The following is a 26,357-nucleotide window of genomic DNA, read 5'->3' on the forward strand; positions in this document are numbered from 1 at the left end:
TGAAAACCTTCAGAAGCTCTGAAGGTTTTTCTTTAATAAAGATTAATTAAAAGAGATAGGATAGAAAGAATACGTTGGTCTTTCCGCTGAAAGAATAAGAAAAATTAATTCCATAATATGTTTATTTAAAGATGAGTATATATTTAGATGTGGAAGTTTTTCTGCTTTTTAATTGCTCTGTTGGCTTTTCTGGTAGCTTTTCTTACTTTGAAATCGAACCATTTTTCTTTAAACAGATTTCGCATGATGTTGTCAAAATGTCTTATCAGAACGAGATTTTTAAAGCCTCTCCATTTTTCCAGCCAGCTTGAAGGTAAAGCTCTGATGGAAACAGAATATCCCTCCGTTTCATATTGGATATAATGCCACCATCCGGAAGGAATGTAAAGTGTTTCTCCGGGATTAATGACAGCTTCATATCCATCTATGTATTTCAATCCCGGGAATTCCTGATAATCCGGTTCTTTGATATTGGTAATTGAGTGAAAATTGTAAGGAAGCTTATAAAGGAGATCTGATTGTTCCCAAGGAAAAAGCCAGATCTTTTTGATGCCCTGAAACTGGGTGATGAAAACGTGCGACATATCAATATCCACATGATTCCGGGTAATAGAACCTTCACCTCCAAAAAACATAAAAGGAAGCCATTTCAGAATTTTTCCTTTCGTAACATCATTGTATCGAATATCATTTTTAAGTTCAGGTTTAATGCTTAATAAATTAAAAAGGAAAAGACGATGTTCGGTAGGAGACGAGGTGATTAAATCGAGGTAGTCAGAAAAAGTGCTTTGACCGATCGGCTTACTGGCCACTCTGTCCAAAGATTCGATTTCACTTCCATAAATATTGACTTGATGATCGCCTGCAATTTCCTTAAAATAATCATAGTTCCATTTTTTGAATGCAGGACTTTCAGAATCGACAAAATCTTTTAAAATCACAGGTTTTGCAGGCTTCAAGTAAGTTTTGAGAAAGTCTCCGGAGGATATATTTTCAATTTTTTGTACTGGTGATAATCGCATTTTACTGAATTTAAATGACAAATATAATTAATAGTCTACTAAAATTATAGACTATTAACGAAAATATTAGTATTTTATTTAGGCACTTAGAATAAAAATGAGAAAAGCTATGAGTTTACCACGATTTTATTAAATTAGCACATCTTAAAAAATTATTAGAAATGATCTCTAAAAAGTATCTTGAAAACTTACAGAACGAACTACAGAATATTGATAACGACGGACTTTACAAAAGAGAAAGAATCATTACCTCTCAGCAGAGTGCAGAAATAGAAGCGAACGGAAAGAAGCTGCTGAACTTCTGTGCGAACAATTATTTGGGATTATCTAATAATCCGGAAGTGATGAAAGCTTCTCAGGATATGATTCAATCTCACGGTTACGGTATGTCTTCGGTACGTTTTATCTGCGGAACTCAGGATATTCATAAGCAATTGGAGCAAAAGATCGCTGACTTCTTAGGATTGGAAGATACAATCCTTTATGCAGCTTGTTTTGATGCAAACGGAGGTGTTTTTGAACCGTTATTTACAGAAGAAGATGCTATTATTTCTGATGAACTGAACCATGCATCCATTATTGATGGTGTTCGTTTGTGTAAAGCTGCAAGATACCGTTACAAAAACAATAATATGGAGGATCTGGAAGCTCAGTTGATCGCTGCTTCAGAAAAAAATCACCGTTTTAAAATTATTGTGACCGACGGAGTGTTCTCTATGGACGGAATCGTCGCAGATCTGAAAGGAGTTTGTGACTTAGCAGATAAATATGATGCTTTGGTAATGGTAGATGATTCTCACGCAACCGGTTTCATCGGAAAAACAGGCCGTGGAACTCACGAAGCAAACGAAGTGATGGGTAGAGTAGATATTATTACCTCTACATTAGGAAAAGCTCTTGGTGGTGCTTTGGGAGGATTTACTTCTGGTAAAAAAGAAATTATTGATATGTTGAGACAGCGTTCAAGACCGTATTTATTTTCAAACTCATTGGCTCCGGGAATCGTGGGTGCAGCTTTGAAAGTATTGGATATGATCTCTGAAGACACTTCTCTTCGTGATAAAGTAATGGAAAATGCAGAATATTTCAGAGCTGAAATGAAGTCTAAAGGTTTCGATATTCCTGATGGTGATGCTGCTATCGTTCCGGTAATGCTTTACGATGCACCTTTAGCCCAAAAAATGGCGGAAAAACTGATGGATGAGGGAATTTATGTGATCGGATTCTTCTATCCGGTTGTACCGAAAGGAAAAGCAAGAATCAGAGTTCAGCTTTCTGCGGCGCATACAAGAGCACATTTGGATAAAGCAATTGCCGCTTTCGAAAAAGTAGGAAAAGAATTAGGAGTGATTTCTTAAGACAAAAATAAAGTTATTCTACATTTGTAGAGCAAGACAGGATTTCTTATATTTACAGAAATCCTGTTTTTTTATGAAAAAAATATTCATTGTTTTAGTCGTTTCATTATTTACGTTTTCATGCCAGATGAAGATGAATCAATATATAAAAGTGAGCGAAAAATCTCAGAAAAGACATGGCAAATGGAAAGAAGAATATTCTACCAATGAAGGAACTCTTGTTGCTGTCGGCAGATATAAGAAAGGAGAAAAAGTAGGAGTATGGAAAACTTATTTTGATAACAAACGGTATCAAAAAGAAAATATTCGGAAAGATATTACGAAGATCAAAAGATATTTTCCAACCGGAACCATCATGGAAAAAGGACAGACCAAGCTTGAAATTTCTCAGAACGAACGCCATTGGTTTTATTCCGGAATCTGGAAATATTATGATGATAAAGGAAACCTTCTATATACCAAGAAATATTACACAGGAAGCAAAGCAGACAGTATTCCCGCAATAAAAAAACAATAAATACTTGTAAAGACCGTTTTTCTCAAAATGATATAGCAAGTTTAGTCCGAATTTTTCAGATTAAATTCTCTTTTTTTCCGAAATAAGCTATCTTTGCGCATAATTTATTTACATGTTTTTAAAGTCCGAATATCGTGTTGAATTTTCTAAATCAAAAGAAGATGTTTTAGAAAATATTAAAAACAGTATATTTGGTGGTTTTCCTGATTTTTTTGGTAAAAGTTTTACAGGAAAGGTTTTTGAAAATGGTTTTAAAGTAAGATTAATGGAAAAAGGTTCTCAATCTTTTAAGGGAAATTTTATTAAAAATAAAGAAGATCAATACAGTCTTGAATTATTTATTGGGCTTGAATTTTATCAAATATTAGGTCTTACTGCTTTCTTCTGTTTTTCACTAAATGCTTTGATAAGAAATTTTTCTGGAAATTATTATATCTTACTTATTTACTTAATTGTAATTGGTCTCATTACTTATAAAAATTATAGAGATTCAAAAAAAGAGAAACATTTGTTTTTTGACTATTTAAAAAACTTTGACAGAGACTGTGAAATTATTCCCCTAAAATAATATTGATTCAAATGCTGTATACTATCATCAAAGCTTTACATATTATCTTCATGGTAAGCTATTTTGCGGGAATTTTTTACCTCGTGAGAATTTTTGTTTACTATAAAGATACCGATGCGTTTGCCGAAGATAAAAAGAAGATCTTAAGAGAGCAATACACTTTCATGGCACGCCGACTTTGGAACATCATTACGGTTCCTGCCGGAGTCATTATGGCTGTTTGTGGACTGGTGATGATCTTTTTAAATCCGGGATTAATGAAAATGCCCTGGTTTCATTTAAAACTGACCTTCCTGATCGGTTTGGCGATTTACCATTACTGGTGCTGGAAAAAAGTGTTAAAACTGAAAGAACTTAACGGAAATACTTTAGAAACAGCGAATATCAAACTGAGACAGGCCAATGAAATCGCTACCTTTATTTTATTTCTGGTGGTTTTCACGGTAATCTTAAAATCGATGGTCATTGAATACTGGTGGCAATTAATTGCAGGATTTTTCGTTCTGGTATTTCTGATTATGATGACGGTAAAACTGGTTAATAAAAGTAAAAAGTAAAAAGATACAAGTAAAAAGCAGAGCGAAGTCAATGTATTTTTGTCAAATAATGAGACAATACATCTGACTTTTAACTTAAAACTTCTAACTAATATATGATTGCAATTTTTAAAAAAGAACTTTGGAGCTATTTTGGGAATTGGAGCGCATGGATTATCATTGCAGCTTTCAGTTTGGTAGCGACATTGTTTTTGTTTTTTTTCGAGAATGATTCCAACATTTTTGATATCGGGCTGGCTTCTTTACAAAGCTATTTCGTTTTGGTGCCTTGGTTATTAATGTTTATCATTCCGGCACTTTCCATGAAAACCTTTGCAGAAGAGCAGCAGACGGGAACATTAAACTGGCTGTTTTCTCAACCGCTGAAAGTTTCGGACCTGGTTCTTGGAAAATTTTTATCAGTTTGGGTAGTTGGGATTTTATGTCTTATTCCATCACTGATTTACCTTTATACAGTCTATGTTTTAGGAGTTCCGGAAGGAAATATCGACTTGGGAATGACCTTCGGAAGTTATTTCGGAATGGTTATTCTGATTGCAGCTTTTTCGGGAGTTGGAATTTTGGCTTCTTCGCTTGCTCAAAATCAGATTATGGCTTATTTGTTGGGTGTTTTAATGTGTTTCATCATGTATTTCGGGATCGAACAATTGGCAAGTTATAAATTATTGGGAGGAGCAGATTTTATATTGCAGAATATCGGTTTTTATCAACATTTCTTAGGCTTTACAAGAGGTCTTATTGATTTTAAAGATGTGGCTTATTTTGTTTTAATTATCGGAGTTACCTTAGTCTTGTCTAACCATTTTATTACTAAAAAGAAGTAGAATTATGAAGAAGATACAATTCAAATCCCCATTCGGAATTTTACTGTTTGTTATTTTGCCGTTGGTAATTATTCTTGCCATTTCGGGAATCAGATTAGACTTAACGAAAGAGAAAAGATATACGCTTTCCGATAATACGATCAAGGTTTTAGAATCGATCAAAAAACCGGTGATGGTAGATGTTTATCTGGAAGGAGATTTTCCTGCAAGCTTCAAGCAGCTGCAGAGTGAAACGAAATTCATGCTGGAGGCATTCAGAAAAATTAATCCGAAAATCGATTTCAAATTCATTGATCCTATGAAGAGTAAAATTTCTCAGGATACTTTGATGGCTATGGGAATGCAGCCTTCTGTACTTCCTGATGTGAAAGACGGAAAAGTTTCCCAGATTTATTTATTTCCTTATGCAGTGGTAAAATACAAAGGAAAAGGAGTTTCCATTCCTTTGGTTGTTCAGCAGAACGGGATTGATGCAGATCAGCAGCTGACAAAATCGATTGAGAATTTGGAATACAATCTGGTTTCAAACATCAAGAATATTGCAGTTGACAAAAGAAAGAAGATCGGAATTTTAGTGAATCAGGACGAACTAAGTCCGGAAGAATTCCAGGGATTCATGCACCTGGCAACAGAAAATTATGATGCAGGTCCAATTATTCCTAAAAATCAGACTGAACTGACATTGGCAGATGTTCCGATATTGAAGCAGATGAATGCTTTAGTGATTGCAAAACCAAGAAAAGCCTTTACAGACGGAGAAAAAGTGATTCTTGACCAGTACATTATGAACGGCGGAAAAACGTTGTGGATGATCGATGCGGTAAACGCTGAAATGGATACGTTGACAAGAGCTAAAAAAGTAATGCCTTTCCCGGTAGATATCAATATGACAGACTTTTTCTTCAACTACGGAATCAGAATCAATCCGGCGTTGGTAAAAGATGTGAAGAAATTTGCACTGTTGAGACTGGTAACGGGAGAAGTAGGAGGGAATCCTCAGTATACAAGTCTTCCTTGGCCGTATTTCCCGTTAGGAATTGCTGAAAAAAATGATCCGATCACGAAAAATATCAATCCTGTAAAGTTTGAATTCCCTACATCGATTGATACATTGGGCGGAAGGAAAAATATCAAAACAAAAGTTCTTTTCGAATCGAGTGAAAGAACCTTATTGAAACAGGTTCCGAATTATGTTGACCTGAAAGAAATTGCGAGTGTAGACAGCCTTGGACAAATGGAAAAACCAAGTACTCCGAAAATCTACGCCGTAGCAATGGAAGGAAAATTCAATTCTGCATACGCTTCAAGAATTGAAAGAAAATCTTACCCGGGCTTTAAAGGAACAAGTCCGGACAATAAAATGATTGTGATTGCAGACGGAGACGTGGGAAGAAATAAAGTGATCAAAGGACGACCTTTGCCTTTAGGCGTGGATATGCTCACCAACGAACAGTTTGGAAACGAGCAATTCCTAAGAAATGCCCTCGATTATCTTTTGGACGACAGCAATCTTATGGAGCTAAGAAACAGAAACATCGAAGAACGTCTTCTGGACCGACAGAGAATTACAGAAGAGAAAAACAACTGGCAATGGTTTAATTTGCTACTTCCTTTAGTGGTTATTGGAGCTTTAGGAGGATTGTTCTTCTGGTTGAGGAAGAAGAAATTTGGATAGGATATAAAAAAAGAGAAGCTGAAAAGCTTCTCTTTTTTTATTATAATTTATTCAGTAAGTAGATTAATTTATTATTCTCTTGTTTCAGAAACACGGACTGAAGATAATTTTTGAAAATTTTTATTTAGAAGATATTGTTTTAAAGATTTAGAATCTATTATTTTAACTATTTGATTTTTTTCTTTTATAATTTTAAATGATCTTACAATTTTGTTATCTCGATCAATAAAAAAGAGAGTGTTATTTTTAATTTTAAAAAAGTAATATTCAGGCCGTTGCTCTGTCCAAGCTACCTTTTCTAAACTTTCTGACTTAAATGAAGATAGTTTTGGAATAAATTCAATTTTGTCATTTATAAAATGTAGATCAATTTGTATAGTATCTTTAGAATTTATACTACTTTTTGTATTTGAAACCCAAGAAAATGTTTTTTCATTAAGCTCTTTCCAAACTTTTTGTTGAGAAAAAACATTATTGTAAAGTATAATTGTAAAGAAGATGACTGTTCTTTTATTAATCATTGTTAAAAATTATTGTTTTAAAAATAAGGAATTTTCATACAATGTATCTTCTCTGAAATGGGCTAATTTTTAATTTCAATTAAACAACCTCCTAAACTCTCCCGGAGACTGATTCGTTTTCTGTTTAAACAACTTACTAAAAGACTGGGGATGTTCAAATCCCAGTTCATAAGCAATCTCGCTTACAGAAAGATGGGTTGTACTCAGACGTTCTTTTGCCGTGTCGATGATCTTATTTTGTATATGTTGTTGGGTATTTTGTTGGGTGTGAATTCGCAATAAACTTCCCAGATAATTCGGTGAAATATTCATTTGTTCGGCAATGGCTTTTACAGAAGGAATGCCGTTTTCCATAAGATTTCCGTTTTCAAAATATTGGGAGAGAACTTCCTCAAACTTTTCCAGCAATTCATGACTGGATTTTTTCCGGGTAAAAAACTGACGCTCATAAAAACGTTCTGCATAGATCAGGAACAATTCAAGTTGGGCAACAATAAGTTCCTGTGTGAATTTATCAATATTCGTCTGATATTCCTTTTCAATATTTTTAAACAGATCTACAATAATTTTCTCTTCCTTATCCGAAAGAAAAAGAGCTTCATTGATCTGATAACTGAAAAATTCGTAGGATTTGATCTTCTTTGCAAGAGAAGTTCCCCAAAGAAAATCGGGGTGAATCAACAGTAAATATCCAGTGGGTTCCACTTCTACACCGGGTTTCATTTCAAGGCTCAAAAACTGAAGCGGAGAAACAAAACATAAGACACCGGAATCAAAATCATATTCCTGCTGTCCGTAATTGAACTTAGCATTTACATTCCGTTTCAAGCCGATCGAATAAAAATTCTGTATCCATTTCAGTTCCGTATCATCCACAGGATAACGGACTTTGCTGTAATCTATTAAGCTGATCAACGGATGTTCAGGATTCGGAAGATTACAGAAACTATGAAAATCGGAAAGCGAATTAAAACGAAACGTGTTTTTCATAATGACTAAGTTATTTAATTATTTCGGATCTAGGGTTTAATTTGAACCATTAAGATTATAAATAAGAAGTTAAGTTTAATTAAGAAAGATCAAATAAAATTGTCTCTACTTAAAGCGAAGCTCATCTTAATATTCTTGGCCACTTAAATAAACCTTAATGGTTTAAAAATTATTATAAAATCCTTCGGCAAGCTCAGGATGACACCGTGGAAAAAACGCTCCGTACTAATTATATTATAACAGTGAGTATTAGCGTCTGTCATCCTGAGCACAGATTGTAAATCTGCGAACGAAGTTCACGAAGGATCTATAACAATCTGAAAGCCGAAGTTTCCAAGTCTTGAATTTTTGCTTCTTTTGTTTCAAGACAAAAGAAAATACTTAAATCACAGTAGAAAATGTCAGTTCACTCCATTTTTCAGCATCACCTGTAATCCATTGAATCTTATTATTCAGGTATTCATCTGTTCCACTTCCCAATAAGAAATGTACTGGCGGATTTTCCACTTCACTGATGGCAATGATCGCTTCTGCTCCTTTATCAGGATCATTCGGTTGATTTCCGTTGATTTCATCAAGGTGAGCCTGTTCAGAATTTCTCGCCGCTTCATACTCAGGAATTGAATTTTCAGGAATTCTTACCGATTCTTTCGACAGGAAATCCGTTCTGAAATATCCGGGATAAACCACAGTTGCTTTTACTCCAAAGTCTTTGATTTCCTCGGCCAAAGCTTCGGTTAAGCCAGCCACAGCAAATTTGGTAGAGCAGTAAATTCCCCAACCCGGAAAATTCCCTGAATATCCTCCGATCGAAGAAATGTTGAAAATATGTCCTGATCTTTGCAGACGAAGATGGGGCATTGCATTTCTGATCACGTTTAATGTTCCGAAAACATTGACATCAAAATTGGCTCTCGCTTCTTTGTCGGAAAGTTCTTCCAATGTACCTAGTTGTCCGTAACCTGCATTGTTCACGACAATATCTAATTGTCCGAAATGTTCAATGGTTTTAGCAATAGCAGATTGTACATTTTCATTATCAGTTAAGCTTACTTCAAGCGGTAAAAATGTTTCCGAAGTTGTCCCGATTTCAGAAATAAGAGACTGTACATTTCTTGTTGTAGCGGCTACACGATAATTCTGTTGTAATAATTTTTTGATTAAAGCTAATCCAAGTCCTTTTGAAGCTCCTGTCACGAACCATACTTTTTTTGTTTCCATTTTTAAAATATTTATTGGTTTTAATTGATGGTACAAAGGTGGGAAGATGACAGATGAGAAAAGTAGCTCAATCAACGAATGATGTAATCGAATCGTGAATGTTGTTGAATAAAAAAAGAGAAACCCGAAAGCTTCTCTTCACACTGTTATTTTAAAAAATTACCAAGGACTGATTCCTGTTTCATCCTCAATATCGTTGCTGTAATATTGTCCGGTTGGAGCATGTTCATCCGTCAAAGTATGCTTAATAATGAAGTTTGCTGCACTTTCTACGGAACCTGGCCCGCTGTGCGCATTGAAATCTGTTGCTGTATAACCGGGATCTATTACGTTGACTTTAAAAGGTAAATCTTTCAGTTCGTAAGCCAAAACAATGGTATACGCATTCAAAGCTGCTTTTGAAGTTCCGTAACCGGCTGTTTTGACATTGTAATATTTCCAGGACGGATCACTGTGTAATGTTAATGAACCTAATCCTGAAGTAATATTGCTGATTCTGGGGCTGTCCGATTTTTTAAGCAAATCAAGAAAAGCCTGTGTTACACTGATGACCCCAAAGAAGTTGGTATCAAAAATGGTTTGAATCTCCTGAATGGAAAAATCTGAAGCCTGTTGAGGTGTATTTCCTAAAATCCCTGCATTATTGATCAGAATATCCAGCTTTCCGTGCTCATTTTCTATAATATTTTTTGCTTTTGAAATCGATTCTGGATTGGTAACTTCAATTTCAATGGCTTTGATATTTTCAAATCCCTGTTCATTCAATATTTTTACTGCTTTTTCACCGTTTTCAAGATTTCGGCTGCCTAAATAAACGAATAATCCTTTTGCTGAAAGTTGTTTTGCTGTTTCTAGACCAATGCTTCTGTTGGCTCCTGTAATTAATACTGTTTTCATTTTTTTATTTTAATTGATGATGTAAAATTCCGTCAATTAAATAAGGTGGCATTTGCCATTTGACAAAAAAGGAAATTTTGTATTAAAAACTATCTTATATTTTTCCTGATTCTGCTTAAAGAAGACTGGGTAACTCCCAAATACGAAGCCACATAAGAAAGTGGAATTCTGTTGACAGCAGTAGGATAGATTTCCAGAAATTTCAGATAACGGGTGGTTGCATCTTCTGAAACAAGCGGGCTTCTTCTTTCTACTTTTTGAATCAGTGCTCTTGAAATAATCTTATGGACAATTGCATCAAAACTGACAATTGTTTGTAAAAGTTCTAGCCAGTCTTTTCTTTGAAATACAATCATTTTACAGTCCGTCACTGCCTGAACATAGGCGCTTGAGCAAATCTGATTGTCAAAACTTTCAAGATCTACGACGAGATTGTTTTCTTCAATAAAATATTTTGTTATTTCTTCACTTTTATTATTGTAGTAGCACACACGAAGGATCCCGTCAATAACGAATCCGACCTGTTTTGCAACTTTTCCGGCTTCAGAAAAGTATTCTTCTTTAGGAATATCAACTTCTATAGCTTTGCTTGCAATGAAATCCATTTGCTGCTGATTCAGGTTTCCAAATCTTAAGATAAAATCAAATAATTCTTTCATAAATGCAATTTAAGTAAAGAAAATTGTACTGCATTTGCCATTTGGTAAAAAATAAAAAAGAGAAGTTTAAACTTCTCTTTTTTATTATTATGCAATTATTGATCTGGATTGCATAGCAAATTTAGGATTCCTTAAATACTTCTTTTGCTTTTTCAGTTAATCCTTCTTTGTTTTTTACTTTATTATAATACTTTTTTGAGCGTTTGATCATCTTTTCATCATTAGTTTTTCTTCCTACTACATTTAAACTTAAAGCATATGCACCATTAAATGCATCATCTTTTGAGAATTTGGTTTCTACTTTTTCAAAGTATGGAATAGCCTCTTCATATTTTTCATTAAACGATAGTAAAATAGCTTTTAAAGATTGACAATCTTTATTTTCTTCTTTATATTTCTCTTCAGCAATATTAATATTCTTCAATCCGTAATCAACATCTCCCATAAGTGTTGAGGTAAGAGCTATACCAAAATAACCTTCTGGACTTTCAGGAAAATATGTTGTCATTTCTTCATATTTTTTTCGAGATAGTTTAAAATGTCCGACTAGCATACTGACCGTTGCCAGATTTTGCTTGAACTCAATTGATCTATTTTGCGCTAAACTATCCGCCATGTAATACATTACTACTGCTTCTTTATTCATATTACTTAGCCGGAGAGTGTATCCCGCAAGAAAATAAGCATCACAAAAAGTACTGTCTTTTTTTATTAATTCATTGAATATTTGATTGGCAGCACCTGTATACAAGTTTTCTCGGATACATTTTAATCCCAAATCATAAATTTTTACAGATCTTCCATCTGTAGGTTTTTTACAATATGTTCTAGTACCTAAAAAATAATCGGTTTGAGAAAATACAATTGAAAATGTAAATAGAAGAAAAATGATACTAAAAATTTTTTTCATAGTATTGGTTTATAGTTTTAAGAGATTTTTTAAAATTAATCAATAGAGACAAATAAGATTAAACATCCTTTATAAAATCCTCATATTCATAATAAAACCTTTCGAAACCATCCATTTTCTCAACAAAAAATTCAAAAATCTCCTGCCATGTATTTTTATTGAAAATAGAAACTCCATGCTTTTCTACCCAAATTCTGCTGATGACTTTCCCGCTTTCCAGGGTATACAATTCTTCCTTATGGAAATCTCCGATAAAATCTTTCAGAATATCCTCCAATGACCATATTTTATTATAATAGGCATCTCTGAAAACTTCGTCTTTCATTTCGATATCTAAAGAAACTTCTGCTTTTTTATTATCTGCATAAAATTTGAACGACATATCCTTTATTTTGGTGTCATACAAAATCCATTTTCTTGGGAATGACTTTCCGAAAGCCGTCCAAAACTCTTTTTTTAACTGCTGTGCTTCTTGTTTACTGAACATAAAGCAAACTTAATGATTAATAGGTAAAATCGCAAAAATGCTGACTATTAAACCTGTTTAACGGTTTTACAATTCATGATATAAGGGCTTTGCAAAAATTAAACAATTTTCGTATTTTTGCTATAATGTTGTCAAAAAAATCTCAATATGCTTTTAAAGCGCTTTCATACCTTGTAGAAAAGAGGAATGATGGCCCTGTACTTATTTCTGAAATTGCGGAACATAAGAAAATTCCCCTGAAGTTTTTAGAAAATATTCTGTTAGAATTGAAAAAAGCGGATATCCTTGACAGTAAAAAAGGAAAAGGAGGTGGGTATTTTTTCAAAGAAAATCCTGAAAACGTAAAATTGGCAAAAATTATTCGTCTTGTAAACGGTCCCATTGCCATGCTTCCTTGTGTAAGCCTTAATTTTTATGAAAAATGTGAAGACTGTAATGAAGATCACTGCGGTCTGCACGATGTTTTGATAGAAGTTCGGGATGCTTCTTTACGTATTCTGGAAAGTAAAACACTGATGGATTTGATCGACTGATCTAAATCCTTTTTTTTGAATAATTAGTCTACTTGTTTGGTAGGGTAATTATTTTATCTGATATTTGCATGACTTCAAATCAACAAAATATGATTTCAAAAGAAGATGCAGATACTCTGAAACAGCTTTCAGCAGAAGAGGGATTGAAATTTATCTCAACAAAATTCTCAGAAGGAATTGTTTTCTCCACTTCACTTGGTCAGGAAGATCAGGTGATTACTGATATCATTTTTAAAAATCAATTACCGATCAGGGTTTTCACGCTGGATACGGGCAGGCTTTTCTATGAGCATTACGAATTACTGTCACAGAACAATTCAAGATATAAAACAAAAACGGAAGTTTATTCCCCGGAAAGCTCTGATGTTGAGAAATATGTGAATGAAAAAGGGGTGAATGCTTTTTATCATTCTATCGAAAACAGGAAAGAATGTTGTTTTATCAGAAAAGTAAAACCTTTGAACCGTGCATTGGAAAATGCAACAGTCTGGATTACGGGATTACGTTCAGAACAATCGGAAAACCGTGAACATATGCCGATCATTGAATGGGACGATGAAAGAAAATTATACAAATACAATCCTTTGATCCACTGGGATTATCAGGAAGTTCTCGATTATCTGGAGAAAAATAAAGTGCAGGAACTGTCTTTGCATAAAAAAGGGTTCATCAGTGTGGGGTGTCAACCTTGTACAAGAGCTATTGAACCGGGAGAAAATCCTCGTGCCGGCCGTTGGTGGTGGGAAAATTCTCATAAAGAGTGCGGTCTGCATACCCATTAATTCAAAATTTAAAAGTAAACATGAGTACATATGCATTAGATTATCTGGAGCAGCTGGAAGCTGAGAGTATTTATATTATGAGAGAAGTAGCGGCACAGTTTGAAAAACCTGCTTTACTTTTCAGTGGAGGAAAAGACTCCATTACATTGGTTCATTTGGCGAGAAAAGCTTTTGCACCAATGAAAATTCCGTTTCTGTTGGTACATATCGATACTGGACATAATTTTCCGGAAGCCCTTCAATTCAGAGATTATCTGGCAGAAAATATTGGGGCTGAACTTATCGTAAGAAAGGTTGAAGATACCATTAAAGCTAAAAAACTAACTGAACCTAAAGGAAAATTTGCTTCCAGGAACTGGCTGCAAACCCATACTTTATTAGATACCATTGAAGAGCTCCAGTTTGATGCATGTATTGGCGGAGCAAGAAGGGATGAAGAGAAAGCCAGAGCTAAAGAACGTTTTTTCTCGGTTCGCGATGAATTCGGACAATGGGATCCAAAGTTACAGCGTCCGGAATTGTGGAATATTTACAACGGAAGAATCAATAAAGGAGAAAATGTAAGGGTTTTTCCGATCTCAAACTGGACAGAGCTTGATGTATGGAATTATATCAGAAAAGAAAATATTCAGCTTCCTTCTATTTATTTTGCCCATGACAGGGAAGTCATTGAATATGAAGGTCAGTTAATCGCAGCTTCGGATTTTATTCAGATTGACGAAAATGATGAGGTGATCACTAAAAAAGTACGTTATAGAACCGTGGGAGATATGACCTGTACTGCAGCGGTTGAAAGTGATGCTGAAACTTTAGATAGTGTGATTAATGAAATTATTGCCTCTAAAATTTCCGAACGTGGTGAGACCAGAATTGATGATAAAGTGACGGAAGCAGCCATGGAAGACAGAAAAAAAGGAGGATATTTTTAATATAAATGATGATCAGTAATTGATCAACGATCAGTCATCAGTGATCATGAATAACTAAACTTATGGATATACTAAGATTTATAACAGCCGGAAGTGTAGACGATGGAAAAAGTACCCTTATCGGGAGGCTTTTATATGACAGTAAAAATATTTTGATTGATCAGCTTGAAGCCTTGGAAAAGCAGTCAAAAAATAAAAATGAAAACGGGATAGATCTGGCCATCCTTACCGACGGATTAAGAGCAGAAAGGGAACAGGGAATTACCATAGATGTAGCCTACAGATATTTCTCTACACCTAAGAGAAAATTCATAATTGCAGATGCTCCGGGACATATTCAGTATACCCGGAATATGATTACGGGAGCTTCCAATTCTCAGCTGATTATTATTTTAATTGATGCAAGACAGGGCGTTATTGAGCAGACCAGGAGACATTCTATTATCGCTTCGTTACTAAAGATGAAAAATGTAGTGGTTGCCATTAATAAAATGGATTTGGTGGATTATGCAGAAAATGTTTTTAATGATATAAAAGCCCAGTATCAGTTGGTTGCGCAAAAATTAGGATTAGAAAACGTACAGTATTTCCCTATTTCTGCTTTTTACGGAGACAATATTGTTGAAAAATCTGAAAAAACTCCATGGTATAAAGGAGCTGCCTTACTTGATTTCCTGGAAACAGTAGAGGTAAAAACCTCTAAAAATAGAGACGACAGCAGATTTCAAGTGCAATATGTTATTCGTCCTCAAACTGAAGAGCTTCATGATTACAGAGGGTATTCCGGAGAAGTGATTTCCGGAACGTATAAAAAAGGAGATAAAATAACCGTTTTACCACAAAATATCGAAACGGTTATCTCTAAAATTGAAACAGGAGGGAAGGAAGTAGATACTGTATTTACCAATCAGCCCGCCGTTTTACATATTGAAGATGATATTGACATCAGCAGAGGTGATTTTTTAGTGAAGGCAGAGCATCTTCCAAAAGTGGAAAATGAAGTGGAAGCTATTGTATGCTGGCTTGATAAAAAGGAATTAAATGAAGGCAATAAGTATTTTATTCAGCATAAAAGCAAAGTATTGAAAGCGATCGTAAAAGAAATTGAATATAAAATTGATGTCAATACCCTTGAAAATACATCTGTTTATTCAGGCATTAAGCTGAATGAAGTCGTTAAAGTAAAACTGAAAACTTCTTCTCCGCTGGTTTTTGATAGCTTTAGTGAAAATAATAATACAGGAAGTGCTATTTTGATTGATGAAACGAGCAATTCTACCGTAGGTGCCGTAATGATTTTATAATAATTCGATAAACACAAACACGAATGGTGATTTCAAGAAAAGTTCAGGTCAGGCTCAATGTATTTTTTATAACAGTTGCAACACTTGTTATCCTTGTTTTTTCGATGTATGAATTGGGATATTTGGATGAGTTGCTTACTGTTTTAGCCAAAGACAATTACATTTTTTACTGGATGATGCTTGTCGGCATTTTAGCTGAAATTGTGGCGGGATCTATGGGAATGGGATATGGCGTCATATGTACTACAACATTGCTCTTTCTGAATATTCCTCCCCATATTGTAAGTGCGAGTATTCATTCAGCGGAAAGTTTTACGACTGCGGCCGGAAGTATCAGTCATGTTAAATTAAAGAATGTAAGTAAAAGTCTGGTCAAAAAGCTGGCGATTCCGGCTGTAATCGGAGCTGTGATCGGAGCACTTTGTCTTACTTACCTTGGTGAATATTATGCTAAAATAACCAAAACCATTATTGCATTTTATACCTTATACCTCGGATTTCAGATTCTCTCTAATGCTTTTAAGAAAAAACAAAGCAAAGCGCTGAAAAGAAAAACGAATCTTGCCCGGCTCGGTTTAATCGGAGGTTTTATTGATTCCTTTGCAGGAGGAGGATGGGGACCTTTAGTAACCGGAACTTTAATCAAAAATTCTTTCACTCCCAGATTTGCTGTAGGAAGTTCTACTGTAGCAAAATTTATTTTAACATTAACTGCTGCCATTACTTTCTTCTTTACCTTAGGGATTCAACATTGGAGCATTATTTTAGGGCTGTTGCTGGGAGGAATTGTAACGGCTCCTTTTTCTGCCATGCTTACCGCAAAACTTCCTGTGAAAAGTATGTTCGTAGTCATCGGATTGCTGGTTATCATTATGAGCTCAATAACGATCTATAAATCTGTTTTTTAAATAAAATTCAGTGTATTGTGGAAAAATAAATGAAGCGAAAAGACGGATGGCTTTGAAAATATTTTACATTTACAGGAATAAAAAACAAAGCATGAACTTACATATCGTTGCGCTTTTCAAGTTTAATGAAAACTATCTGATGGAAGCGGTTGAATTGTTTCAGACCTTAGTGAAAGAAACAAGAAAAGAAGAAGGATGTCTGCAATATGATCTTATCGAGGATAAAGACAATAAAGGCACTTTCTTTCTGGTTGAATTATGGGAAAGTGTAGAACACCATAACCGCCACAACGGGCAGGATCATCTGCTGGATTTCCGTAGAGATTCTTCAAAAATGCTGGAAAGCTCTACGCAGGTCTATAAAGGATTTAAAATCTTATAACTCATAGATTATACAGGACTCTTGTCATTCTGAACAACAATAACATAGTGAAGAATCTTCTTTCTTTTTAGGAATTTCTCATTTGTCGGAATGATACAATTACAGAACATACTTACTAGATATAGAGCATGTTTCGCATTAAATTTAAAAGGCTGTTCACCGGAGTGAGCAGCCTTTTATTAGAAAAAATAGAAAGTATTATTTTTTAATGAATTTCGATTGAGTAACAGCTCCTTTGTTATCTTCTGAAACAAAGATATAAACGCCTGTTGCTAAATTAAAAATGTTAAATCTGTTGTTGTTAACAGCTCCTTGAACGATAAGATTTCCTGATGCAGAGTAAACTTTTATAGATTTTACATCTGATTTTCCTACAAACTGTAATTCATTATCTGCATTGATAGCGAAACTTAAACTGTTGTTATTCGATTTTGTTTCGGATGTTCCCAAAACAGACAGTACATCATAGATTACATCATCTACATAGACCGCAGAATGAGTTGCTGCCCCCGTAAATTTCCAGGCAATATATTGTTTAGTAGAAGCAGGAACGTCTAAAGTAAATGTTTGTGGAGTTGTATTTGAAGTTGTTATGGTGATCGGAGCACCTAATGAAGTAAAAGTAGACATGTCTGTAGGGTTCGAAACTAAACCAACTTCCAGAGTTCCACTTCCATTGGCACTTGAAGATATCCCCGTTGTATATCGTAATTTTTTACTTCCATCCGGTGCCACGATTTTTGGAGCGATAAGATATGAGGTTGTATTGGCTGTATTGGCTGCATAAAACTGAATAGCGTTGCTTCCGTTATTTGTTGCTATATATACATTATACGCTGCTGTAGCAGTTACTTTATTCCAGCCCATTTGAGGGATTGCAGAAGTACCTGACGTAAATGCATTGAAGTTTTCGTTGATGGTTCCTACTGCAGGGGTATCATATATTACATTGTCGATCAATGTTGCCGTATGAGCAGCTGTTGGAGTAATTTTAAAAACGATATATGAAGATGAAGAGGCTGGAATATTTACCGTGTAATTCTGAGCAGTTACGCCAGAAATAGAAATTGGATTTCCAACTGCCGCAAATGTTGTCATGTCTGCCGGATTTGATGCCAATCCAATCTGAATGGTTGAAGTTCCCGGAGAAGTGCTTACCAATCCTGAAGAAAACGTTAACGTTTTATCCCCTGTTGGAGCTACAATTTGAGGTGTTATCAAATAGGAAGGTGCAGTTCCGTTATTACCTGCGTAAGACTGAACCGCTTTGTTTGCATCTGCAGTTACAATCATCATTGGAGCAGGTGGATAAGGAAGCGGATTGGTTGCCAATTGAACTGACCATCCATTTTGAGGGAAGGTAGTGTTCCCACTGGTAAAGTTATCAAAGTTTTCATTAATTGTTGCTACTTGAGCATGAACGTTAATAGCAGTAAAAGCTAAAGCTCCTAATAGTAGTTTTAATTTCATGACATTATTTTTATTTAGAATTATTCCACAAAAGTATATAATTATTTTTAACTATTCTAAATAAAATATTATATTTGTCAAAAATTTTTAGCTTTCATGGAGAAGAAAATACTTTCAATAGTATCATTATCCGCATTGGTCTGGGTAAATGCGCAGGAAAAAGATTCTTTACATCAGAAAAAAATTGAAGAGGTTGTCATTACCGGGCAATATACTCAGCAATTCATTAATAAATCGATTTATAAAGTTGAGGTCATTAATGCAGAGCAGATCAAAAATATGGCGGCAACCAATGTTGCGGAAGTTCTTAACCAGAGTTTGAACATTCTGATTACCTCAGATCGTAATTCCGGAAATTCAACTGCAAACCTTATGGGACTTGGAGGGGAATACACGAAGATTCTTATCGATAATATTCCGGTAGTGGGAGATATTGGTTTAGGAAATAATATTGACCTAACTAAATTGAATGTAAATAATGTAGAGCGTATTGAAGTGGTACGAGGTTCAATGGGAGTGGATTATGGAAGTAATGCGGTTGCAGGAGTTATCAATATTATTACGAAAAAGAACAGCCAGAAAAAACTGACCTTAAATGCATTTTTACAGGAAGAAACCGTAGGCAAGGAGTACGACTGGTATAAAAAAGGAGAAGGAAGGCATATTCAAAACCTAAATATAGGATATAATATTAATGAAAACTGGTATGTAGGAGCAAATATTAATCATAATGATTTTCAAGGCTTCAAAGGAACCCAGGAAGGGTATAAGTACTTTGGGCAGGATGAAAAAAGAGGGTATTTGTGGCAGCCGAAAGATATTTTAAATGTTGATGGAGTTTTACGTTATACTAAAAATAAGACATCCATTTTCTACAAATTCGGATTTTTAAATGAAAACCTGAATTACTATAATCCGAAAGTTACCGAACTCTATTTAGGAGAAGGAAACAGAACATTTGTTTCTACAGACAGAGATTATAAGACGACAAGATATATCAATCAGTTAAATATTCAGACAAAACTCGGAGCAATCAATTATACAGGAGATTTTTCCTATCAGACTCAGGATAGAAAATACAGAGATTTTGTTTACGATATTCCCAACAGACAGGTAAGAGATCACCTAAATGAGTATCAGTCTTATAATAAATCAGATGTTCTTTATTCCAGAGGGGTTTTCAGTAATTTCCTTAACAATGATAAAATAGATTTTCAGCTGGGCTATGAGCTGGATCATACGACAGGATTTGCAGGCAATATAGCCGGTAATTTCGGAGGAACCAATGATGTAAAAAGAAAGATTTTTAATTATGCTAATTTCATGTCAATAGAATGGAATGCAGCCGATTGGTTTTCAATTCGTCCGGGGTATCGTTTAGCAATAAGTGACAAATTTGATACACAGCATAATTACTCCATAACTGCAAGGGCGAAAGTTACGGATCATGATAATATCCGTCTTGTGGTAGGAAGTGCCAACAGATTTCCGAATTTCGACGAATTATATACCTATCAGGTAGACAGCAATCATGATATTCAGGGGAATCAGAATCTTACCCCGGAAACAGGAATGACAGTTTCTTTTAATGCGGATAAAAAAATCATAACAGATTCCGGATGGAATTTAGGAATAGGAGCGAGTGCTACTTATCTGAAAGTAAAAGACAGGATTGAACTTGCACAAACAAGTGTTCTGCCAATGAAGTTCCAGTATATCAATATAGACCGTTTCGAAAGTTACTTGTTTGAAGGTAATTTCAGAGCAAATAAAGGACAGTTTAGTTTATCTGTCAATGCTGCATATTATGGAATTTCAAAATCCTTGAACGAAAGCGGACTTTCCTCTCCTGATGATTTCTTCTATACATTCGAGGCGAATCTTGCAGCCAACTATACCGTTCCTAAAATCAATACCACATTGTCTTTATTTTATAAATATACTGGCAAAACCCAAATGTTTACCCTGGTATCAGATCTTACCTCTTCTCAATATATTATTGGTGAACGCAAAGATTTTAGCATGATGAATTTTACGGTGACTCAGCCGTTCTTTAAAAATCATTTTGAAGTAAGTGCAGGCGTTAAGAATATTTTCGATGTATTGTCTGTGAGAGATACCACTATTTCAGGAAACGCTCACGAATCTGCGAATCCAAATTCTAATCTGTTCTATGGGCGAAGCTATTTTGTGAGACTTGGCTATAACTTCTAAAATTTTAACTATGAAAAAAATACTGTTTTATCTTTTAATTGGAGGAGCATTCGTTGCACAATCTTGTATTAATGATAATGAAGATCCGGTTGCTGTTGCGAAAACGGACGGATATACTGTAGATGCTAAAGTGGGAGGTGCTACACAGCCCAATCAGGTATGGTTTGATTTCGGAACAAATTCTATGGTTCTTACCAAAAGATCCGATTGGGATTTAGCTTTTTATACAGGAAATGAATTTAAAGTTATTCTCAATTCATCAGTGGCCATGGCGGCAGCAAAAATTCCCAATGCAACAGATATTAAACAAGTAACAGCAGCCAGCATTGGAACTATGACAAGTCAGGTTGTTGTGGGGCCATACAGTGCTGCAAACATAGGATACATTGATGATGTAAAAGGAAATATACCTTCAGGATATACTGCTATTGAAGAAGTTAAAGCCAATGCATCTGACAACGGAATCTATCTTATCAATATGGGAGTGAAAATTTTCACAGGCAATGTAGCAGCGGGTTCTGTAAATACAGGCTCAGAATCAAGAGGTTGGATGAAAATACAGGTTGTAAGACAGGGGAATGGCTATAAAGTGAGATATGCCCCACTTAATGAAACGACCAATATTAAAGAACTGAATATTACTAAAAACTCAGCCTATAACTACAATTTTGTAAGCTTAGTTAATGATAATCAGGTCTCTATTCAGCCTGAAAAGAAAAACTGGGATATTGGTTTTACTGTATTTACTAACGTTATTGAGGGGATGGGAACGTATGTATATGCTGATTTTATCACCATCAATAATATGGGTGGAGCAGGAGCTTATGAAGTAAAAGCAACCGGAACTACCACAGGAGCTGAAGCCTATAATAATTTTAAATTCTTAGATATCGATCAGTCTCAATTCATTTATAACGACCAGCGTGTGATCGGAAGTAGCTGGCGGGAAGCCGGACCTTCAGGATCCCAGGTGAAAAGTTCTGTTTTCTATGTCATAAAAGATGCGGAAGGATATTATTTTAAACTGAGATTTAAAAATATGACGGACGAGAAAGGAGAAAGAGGTCATCCTCAATTCGAATACAAACCATTATTCTAAACCCTATAAATCAAATAATAGTAGATTATGAAAAAATTCATTCTTGCAACTTCTGTACTGGTTGCGGTATACTCTTGTAAAAAAGAAGCTGGGAAACCGACAGAAAATACTACAGAAGTGTCATCGGAGACCCCAAAATCCAATAATAAAATTGTAACGCTTAACGGCGGAATTACAGAAATCGTTGCCGCTTTAGGCCACGAAAAAGAAATCGTAGGAACAGATGTTACAAGTACCTATCCGGAATCTTTGAAAGCTACGGCTAAAGATCTAGGACATATGAGATCAATGACCATTGAGCCAATCATGGCTGTTTCCCCAACACTAATTTTAGCTTCTGATAAAGATATAAACCCTGAATTAATGGGAAAAATCAAGTCTTCAGGAATCAAAACTGAGGTTTTCCAACAGGAATTTACGATTGACGGAACTAAAAAGTTAATTGCTGAGGTTGCAAAAGCTGTTGGAAATACAGATTATCAGAAGCTTAATGATAAAATCGATGCGGATTTAAAGCAAATTCAGCCTATCGCTAAAAAACCGAAAGTTTTATTCATCTACGCAAGAGGAAATATGTTGATGGTTTCAGGTAAAAATACCCCAATGGCTGCATTAATAGGTCTTGCAGGTGGTGAAAATGCCGTGAACGATTTTGAAGATTTCAAACCTTTAACTCCGGAAGCAGTAGTGAAAGCAAATCCTGATGTATTATTCTTCTTCACAAGCGGATTACAGGGAGCCGGAGGAAACGAAGGTGCTCTTAAAATGCCGGGTGTTTCCCAGACCAATGCCGGTAAAAACAAGAAAATCATTGCCATGGACGGAGGTTTGGTTTCAAGCTTCGGACCAAGATTAGGAGAAGCTGCTGTAGGATTAAACAAACTTTTAATTGAAAACACAAAGTAAACTATACTTTTACATTACAATAAGTGCCATACTGCTGGTCATTATCGCAGTATGGTCACTTAATACCGGGGTTTACGACTTTGGTGGTAAATCTGCGTTTGAAGTCTTAGGAAAAGTAATTAAAGAAGATCCGGGCTTATCATTAAGTGATAAATATGTAGTTTGGGACGTAAGAGCTGCCAGAATTATCATGGCGATTCTCATCGGAAGTATGCTTGCCGTTTCCGGAACAGGATTACAGGGATTATTTAAAAATCCTCTCGCGACAGGAGATTTAATAGGATTGACATCGGGAGCAACATTACTTGCCGCCATTGCCATTGTTTTAGGAGGGCATTTTAAGCAGTATCTTCCTGAAGCCGTACAATTTTCATTGGTAGGTATTTCCGCTTTCATTGGTTCTTTTTTGTCAATGTTGCTGGTGTACAGAATTTCTACGAGCGGAGGAAAAACAAACGTGGTCATGATGCTGTTGACCGGAGTTGCCATTACGGCTATTGGTTTTTCCATCACAGGTTTTTTGATTTATATTTCGAAAGATGATCAGTTGAGAGATTTAACCTTTTGGAATTTAGGAAGTTTAGCTGCTGCAACCTGGACGAAGAACATGATTCTGACAGTAGTTTTAATCATTTCTTATATCATTCTGTTACCAAAAGGAAAAGCATTGAACGCGATGATGCTAGGTGAAAAAGATGCACAGCATTTAGGAATTAATGTTGAACGGTTAAAAAAACAGATTATTATTATCACTGCATTGATGGTAGGAAGCTGTGTTGCATTTTCAGGAACGATTGGTTTTGTAGGTCTTATTGTGCCCTATATTCTGAGACTTTTGTTTAAATCAAATTATGCTTTTATTTTACCATTATCAGCAATTTGTGGAAGCATTTTATTGTTGACGGCAGATACGTTCAGCAGGAGCATTGTAGAACCTTCAGAATTACCGATCGGAATTTTGACGGCATTAATGGGAGGTCCTATTTTCATTGCTATTTTAATTAAATTCAAAAAATCACTGTAATGATAAAGGCGCATCAGATAAGCTATAAACATAAAGAATTCCATATTCTGGATTCTGTTGATGTTCATTTGGAATACGGTGAATTTTTAGCCATTGTAGGTCCGAACGGAGCCGGGAAATCAAGTTTATTAAGTGTTTTGGCCAATGAAGTAAAGTCAAAACATCAGATTGTATTTAAAGATAAAAATATTAATGATTGGCAGGTGGGTGAACTTTCGAAACATAAAGCGAAATTTTCCCAAGACAACAGCAACGATATTCCACTTGAAGTAAAAGATGTGGTGATGATGGGACGTTATCCGTATTTTGATGCTCAGCCGAAACGGGAAGACCATGAAGCAATGAACCATATGATGTACGAAACCGATGTATATCACCTGAAAGACAGAGAATATAATACTTTGTCGGGTGGTGAAAAGCAGCGTGTGCACCTTTCCCGGGTAATGGCACAGCTGCAGAACGATATTGCCCATAAACTCATGTTTCTTGATGAACCATTAAATAATTTAGATGTAAAGCATCAATATAGAGCATTAGAAATCATTAAAAACTTTACAAAAAAAGCAAACTCTGCGATTGTCGTTCTTCATGATCTGAATCTGGCAGCACAATTTGCAGATAAAATTTTATTGATGAAATCAGGAAGAGTTTCCGCGTATGGAACACCAACGGAAGTTTTTACTGCTGAAAATATCAGTGAAGCCTATAACTTCCCCTGTACCATTTGTGACCATCCGATTACCAATAACCCCATGATCATTTTTGGATAATATGGAAAAAAAAGACTTGAAAATATTGGCTCGGCATCTTGCTAATCCCCAAGGAGAAAAAGGGATTGAAATTGGTGAGATGATGAATGCTACAAATATAGGAATGACCTTGGAAAGTATTAAAACGCTTTTAGTAGAAGACAATGAAAACATACTTGAAATCGGTCATGGAAACGCAGCCCACGTTAAAAGTATTTTGAATAAAGCCCGAAATATAAAATATACAGGAATTGACATTTCTGAAACCATGCATCATGAGGCCAAAAGACTGAATGAAGAATATAAAAATCAGACAGATTTTGTACTCTATGAAGGTGAAAAATTACCATTTGAAGACAGAACTTTTGATAAAATATTTACGGTAAACACAGTGTACTTCTGGGAGCAACCGGTTGAATATTTAAATGAAATCTACAGAGTGCTGAAAGACAACGGAACCTTTGTTTTGACTTTCGGACAAAGAAACTTCATGGAAAAACTTCCCTTTACCCAATTTGATTTTACATTATACAATACGGACGAAATGGAGGAAACGGTTTCTAAAAGCCATTTCAAAAGAATGAAAACCTCAGAAAAAGAAGAAGATGTAAAAAGCAAGACAGGAAACGAAACAATAACAAGAAATTATACAGTTTTAACCATAAAAAAATAAAATAATGAGCACATTAGTAAACGATCTTAAGGAGAAATGGGAGGCATTAAAAGCTGAAAATCCACATCTAAGAATCAGAAATGCAGCTGCAGAACTTGGAGTAAGCGAAGCCGAATTATTGGTGACCAATGTAGGAGAAGGAGTAACAGTTTTAAAGCCGGAATTTAAAGAGATTCTGACTGAAGCTGAACAATTAGGAAAAGTGATGGCTCTTACCCGTAATGAAGAGTGTGTTCACGAAAGAAAAGGAACTTATCTGAACGGAGATTTCAGCAGTCCTCATGCACAGCTTTTCGTGGGTGAAGATATTGATTTGAGAATCTTCCTGAACCACTGGAAATTTGCTTTTGCAGTCGGGGAAGGAGACAGAAAAAGTTTACAGTTCTTCGGAAAAGACGGAGTGGCTCTACACAAGATTTATTTGACAAAAGACAGCGACGAAGCTGCTTTTGATACAATTGTTGAAAAATTCAAGGCAGAAGATCAGGCTTCAACATTTACATTTGAAGCGGTTGCTCCAAAAGCGGAAGAAAAAGCAGATGCGGATATTGATGTGGAAGGTTTTCAAAAAGCCTGGACAGAATTGAAAGATACTCATGATTTCTTCATGATGACAAGAAAATTTGGAGTAAGCAGAACTCAGGCATTAAGATTGGCTCCGGAAGGATTTACTAAAAAAATCGATAATGCCAAAGTGGTGAATATACTGGAAGACGCGGCTGAAAAACAATTGCCGATCATGATATTTGTAGGAAACAGAGGAATCATCCAGATCCATACAGGAACTGTGACGAAAACACTTTGGCATCAGCAGTGGTTCAATGTAATGGATCCGGATTTCAATTTACACCTTGATGTTACAAAAATCGCTGAAGCGTGGATTGTTAAGAAACCGACAGAAGATGGTGAAGTAACGGCTATTGAAGTATTCAATAAAGAAGGAGGTTTCATCGTTCAGTTCTTTGGGAAAAGAAAACCGGGAATCCCGGAATTACAAGAGTGGAAAGACCTTGTAGCAGATTTGGAAAAATAAATAGTTAGATCATTTTTATAAAGCCGTTTTGTTTTTTGCAGGGCGGCTTTTTTCTTAAGTGAAAAGGTTAATTTGCAACAGTGTAAAAATGTAAATTTGTTTAGGGACAGCTTGTCATTCTGACGAAGGAAGAATCTCTGTTATT

At 35.3% G+C, this 26,357-nt stretch carries 28 protein-coding genes; 19 read left to right on the forward strand and 9 right to left on the reverse strand.

The window, feature by feature from the left end:
• Nucleotides 1-143: 143 nt before the first annotated feature.
• The gene (locus P0Y62_00605; GenBank protein ID WEK70053.1) at nucleotides 144-1,022 is read right to left on the reverse strand and encodes a cupin-like domain-containing protein; all 879 of its coding nucleotides are present in this window, start codon (nucleotides 1,020-1,022) and stop codon (nucleotides 144-146) included.
• Between the two features lie 161 nt (nucleotides 1,023-1,183).
• Here P0Y62_00605 and kbl point away from each other — a divergent pair, with 161 nt between their 5' ends.
• From kbl to gldG, 6 genes are all read left to right on the forward strand, one after another.
• Nucleotides 1,184-2,380, forward strand: coding sequence for a glycine C-acetyltransferase (gene kbl / locus P0Y62_00610; GenBank protein ID WEK70054.1), 1,197 nt, complete (start codon nucleotides 1,184-1,186; stop codon nucleotides 2,378-2,380).
• 73 nt (nucleotides 2,381-2,453) lie between these two features.
• A complete protein-coding gene (locus P0Y62_00615; GenBank protein ID WEK70055.1) occupies nucleotides 2,454-2,897 on the forward strand; it encodes a hypothetical protein in 444 nt (147 codons plus the stop codon).
• A 112-nt stretch (nucleotides 2,898-3,009) separates the two neighbouring features.
• Nucleotides 3,010-3,465 (forward strand): hypothetical protein, encoded by a 456-nt coding sequence (locus tag P0Y62_00620; GenBank protein WEK70056.1) that lies wholly within the window; start codon nucleotides 3,010-3,012, stop codon nucleotides 3,463-3,465.
• An 11-nt stretch (nucleotides 3,466-3,476) separates the two neighbouring features.
• The gene (locus tag P0Y62_00625; protein WEK70057.1) at nucleotides 3,477-4,022 is read left to right on the forward strand and encodes a CopD family protein; all 546 of its coding nucleotides are present in this window, start codon (nucleotides 3,477-3,479) and stop codon (nucleotides 4,020-4,022) included.
• 95 nt (nucleotides 4,023-4,117) lie between these two features.
• Nucleotides 4,118-4,846, forward strand: coding sequence for an ABC transporter permease subunit (locus P0Y62_00630; GenBank protein WEK70058.1), 729 nt, complete (start codon nucleotides 4,118-4,120; stop codon nucleotides 4,844-4,846).
• Between the two features lie 4 nt (nucleotides 4,847-4,850).
• Complete coding sequence (gene gldG / locus P0Y62_00635; protein ID WEK70059.1) at nucleotides 4,851-6,521, forward strand: gliding motility-associated ABC transporter substrate-binding protein GldG; 1,671 nt, start codon at nucleotides 4,851-4,853, stop codon at nucleotides 6,519-6,521.
• A 71-nt stretch (nucleotides 6,522-6,592) separates the two neighbouring features.
• Here gldG and P0Y62_00640 read toward each other — a convergent pair whose 3' ends face one another.
• The 7 genes from P0Y62_00640 to P0Y62_00670 form a co-directional block, all read right to left on the reverse strand.
• Nucleotides 6,593-7,042 (reverse strand): hypothetical protein, encoded by a 450-nt coding sequence (locus tag P0Y62_00640; GenBank protein WEK70060.1) that lies wholly within the window; start codon nucleotides 7,040-7,042, stop codon nucleotides 6,593-6,595.
• A 75-nt stretch (nucleotides 7,043-7,117) separates the two neighbouring features.
• A complete protein-coding gene (locus P0Y62_00645) occupies nucleotides 7,118-8,032 on the reverse strand; it encodes a helix-turn-helix transcriptional regulator (GenBank protein WEK70061.1) in 915 nt (304 codons plus the stop codon).
• A gap of 381 nt (nucleotides 8,033-8,413) precedes the next feature.
• Nucleotides 8,414-9,253, reverse strand: a complete 840-nt coding sequence (locus P0Y62_00650; GenBank protein ID WEK70062.1) for an SDR family NAD(P)-dependent oxidoreductase — start codon at nucleotides 9,251-9,253, stop codon at nucleotides 8,414-8,416.
• Between the two features lie 159 nt (nucleotides 9,254-9,412).
• Entirely contained in the window at nucleotides 9,413-10,150 is a 738-nt protein-coding gene (locus tag P0Y62_00655; protein WEK70063.1) for an SDR family oxidoreductase, read from the reverse strand.
• 89 nt (nucleotides 10,151-10,239) lie between these two features.
• On the reverse strand, nucleotides 10,240-10,809 hold the full coding sequence (locus P0Y62_00660) for a Crp/Fnr family transcriptional regulator (GenBank protein ID WEK70064.1): 570 nt from the start codon (nucleotides 10,807-10,809) through the stop codon (nucleotides 10,240-10,242).
• 121 nt (nucleotides 10,810-10,930) lie between these two features.
• Nucleotides 10,931-11,719, reverse strand: a complete 789-nt coding sequence (locus tag P0Y62_00665) for a hypothetical protein (protein WEK70065.1) — start codon at nucleotides 11,717-11,719, stop codon at nucleotides 10,931-10,933.
• Between the two features lie 58 nt (nucleotides 11,720-11,777).
• Nucleotides 11,778-12,206, reverse strand: a complete 429-nt coding sequence (locus P0Y62_00670; GenBank protein ID WEK70066.1) for a DUF4268 domain-containing protein — start codon at nucleotides 12,204-12,206, stop codon at nucleotides 11,778-11,780.
• Between the two features lie 125 nt (nucleotides 12,207-12,331).
• Between P0Y62_00670 and P0Y62_00675 the strand changes: the two genes are divergently transcribed.
• The 6 genes from P0Y62_00675 (at nucleotide 12,332) to P0Y62_00700 (ending at nucleotide 17,044) form a co-directional block, all read left to right on the forward strand.
• Complete coding sequence (locus P0Y62_00675) at nucleotides 12,332-12,739, forward strand: Rrf2 family transcriptional regulator (protein ID WEK70067.1); 408 nt, start codon at nucleotides 12,332-12,334, stop codon at nucleotides 12,737-12,739.
• Between the two features lie 89 nt (nucleotides 12,740-12,828).
• Nucleotides 12,829-13,521, forward strand: coding sequence for a phosphoadenylyl-sulfate reductase (locus tag P0Y62_00680; protein ID WEK70068.1), 693 nt, complete (start codon nucleotides 12,829-12,831; stop codon nucleotides 13,519-13,521).
• A 20-nt stretch (nucleotides 13,522-13,541) separates the two neighbouring features.
• The gene (gene cysD, locus P0Y62_00685; GenBank protein ID WEK70069.1) at nucleotides 13,542-14,450 is read left to right on the forward strand and encodes a sulfate adenylyltransferase subunit CysD; all 909 of its coding nucleotides are present in this window, start codon (nucleotides 13,542-13,544) and stop codon (nucleotides 14,448-14,450) included.
• 62 nt (nucleotides 14,451-14,512) lie between these two features.
• Nucleotides 14,513-15,754 (forward strand): GTP-binding protein, encoded by a 1,242-nt coding sequence (locus P0Y62_00690; protein ID WEK70070.1) that lies wholly within the window; start codon nucleotides 14,513-14,515, stop codon nucleotides 15,752-15,754.
• 23 nt (nucleotides 15,755-15,777) lie between these two features.
• Complete coding sequence (locus tag P0Y62_00695; GenBank protein ID WEK70071.1) at nucleotides 15,778-16,662, forward strand: sulfite exporter TauE/SafE family protein; 885 nt, start codon at nucleotides 15,778-15,780, stop codon at nucleotides 16,660-16,662.
• A 91-nt stretch (nucleotides 16,663-16,753) separates the two neighbouring features.
• Complete coding sequence (locus P0Y62_00700) at nucleotides 16,754-17,044, forward strand: putative quinol monooxygenase (protein WEK70072.1); 291 nt, start codon at nucleotides 16,754-16,756, stop codon at nucleotides 17,042-17,044.
• Nucleotides 17,045-17,242: 198 nt separating this feature from the next.
• On the opposite strand, the gene P0Y62_00705 is transcribed toward P0Y62_00700, so the two are convergent.
• Entirely contained in the window at nucleotides 17,243-18,514 is a 1,272-nt protein-coding gene (locus tag P0Y62_00705) for a choice-of-anchor J domain-containing protein (protein WEK70073.1), read from the reverse strand.
• A gap of 96 nt (nucleotides 18,515-18,610) precedes the next feature.
• On the opposite strand from P0Y62_00705, the gene P0Y62_00710 reads away from it, so the two are divergent.
• Genes P0Y62_00710 through P0Y62_00740 form a run of 7 tightly spaced genes read left to right on the forward strand, consistent with a single transcriptional unit; the run spans nucleotide 18,611 to nucleotide 26,212 of the window.
• On the forward strand, nucleotides 18,611-20,728 hold the full coding sequence (locus tag P0Y62_00710) for a TonB-dependent receptor plug domain-containing protein (GenBank protein ID WEK70074.1): 2,118 nt from the start codon (nucleotides 18,611-18,613) through the stop codon (nucleotides 20,726-20,728).
• 10 nt (nucleotides 20,729-20,738) lie between these two features.
• Nucleotides 20,739-21,827: an HmuY family protein gene (locus tag P0Y62_00715; protein WEK70075.1), complete on the forward strand. Its 1,089-nt coding sequence runs from the start codon at nucleotides 20,739-20,741 to the stop codon at nucleotides 21,825-21,827.
• A 27-nt stretch (nucleotides 21,828-21,854) separates the two neighbouring features.
• Complete coding sequence (locus P0Y62_00720) at nucleotides 21,855-22,733, forward strand: ABC transporter substrate-binding protein (GenBank protein ID WEK70076.1); 879 nt, start codon at nucleotides 21,855-21,857, stop codon at nucleotides 22,731-22,733.
• Nucleotides 22,717-23,757 carry an iron ABC transporter permease gene (locus P0Y62_00725; protein ID WEK70077.1) on the forward strand — a complete coding sequence of 347 codons (1,041 nt, stop codon included), beginning with the start codon at nucleotides 22,717-22,719 and terminating at the stop codon, nucleotides 23,755-23,757. Before P0Y62_00720 ends, P0Y62_00725 begins: the two co-directional genes overlap by 17 nt.
• A complete protein-coding gene (locus tag P0Y62_00730) occupies nucleotides 23,757-24,527 on the forward strand; it encodes a heme ABC transporter ATP-binding protein (GenBank protein ID WEK70078.1) in 771 nt (256 codons plus the stop codon). The genes P0Y62_00725 and P0Y62_00730 overlap by 1 nt, the downstream gene beginning before the upstream one ends.
• Before the next feature lies 1 nt (nucleotide 24,528).
• Nucleotides 24,529-25,179 carry a class I SAM-dependent methyltransferase gene (locus P0Y62_00735; protein ID WEK70079.1) on the forward strand — a complete coding sequence of 217 codons (651 nt, stop codon included), beginning with the start codon at nucleotides 24,529-24,531 and terminating at the stop codon, nucleotides 25,177-25,179.
• Nucleotides 25,180-25,183: 4 nt separating this feature from the next.
• Entirely contained in the window at nucleotides 25,184-26,212 is a 1,029-nt protein-coding gene (locus P0Y62_00740; GenBank protein WEK70080.1) for a hemin-degrading factor, read from the forward strand.
• Nucleotides 26,213-26,357 lie beyond the last annotated feature (145 nt).

Source organism: Candidatus Chryseobacterium colombiense, from assembly GCA_029203185.1.
Taxonomy (GTDB): Bacteria; Bacteroidota; Bacteroidia; order Flavobacteriales; family Weeksellaceae; genus Chryseobacterium; species Chryseobacterium colombiense.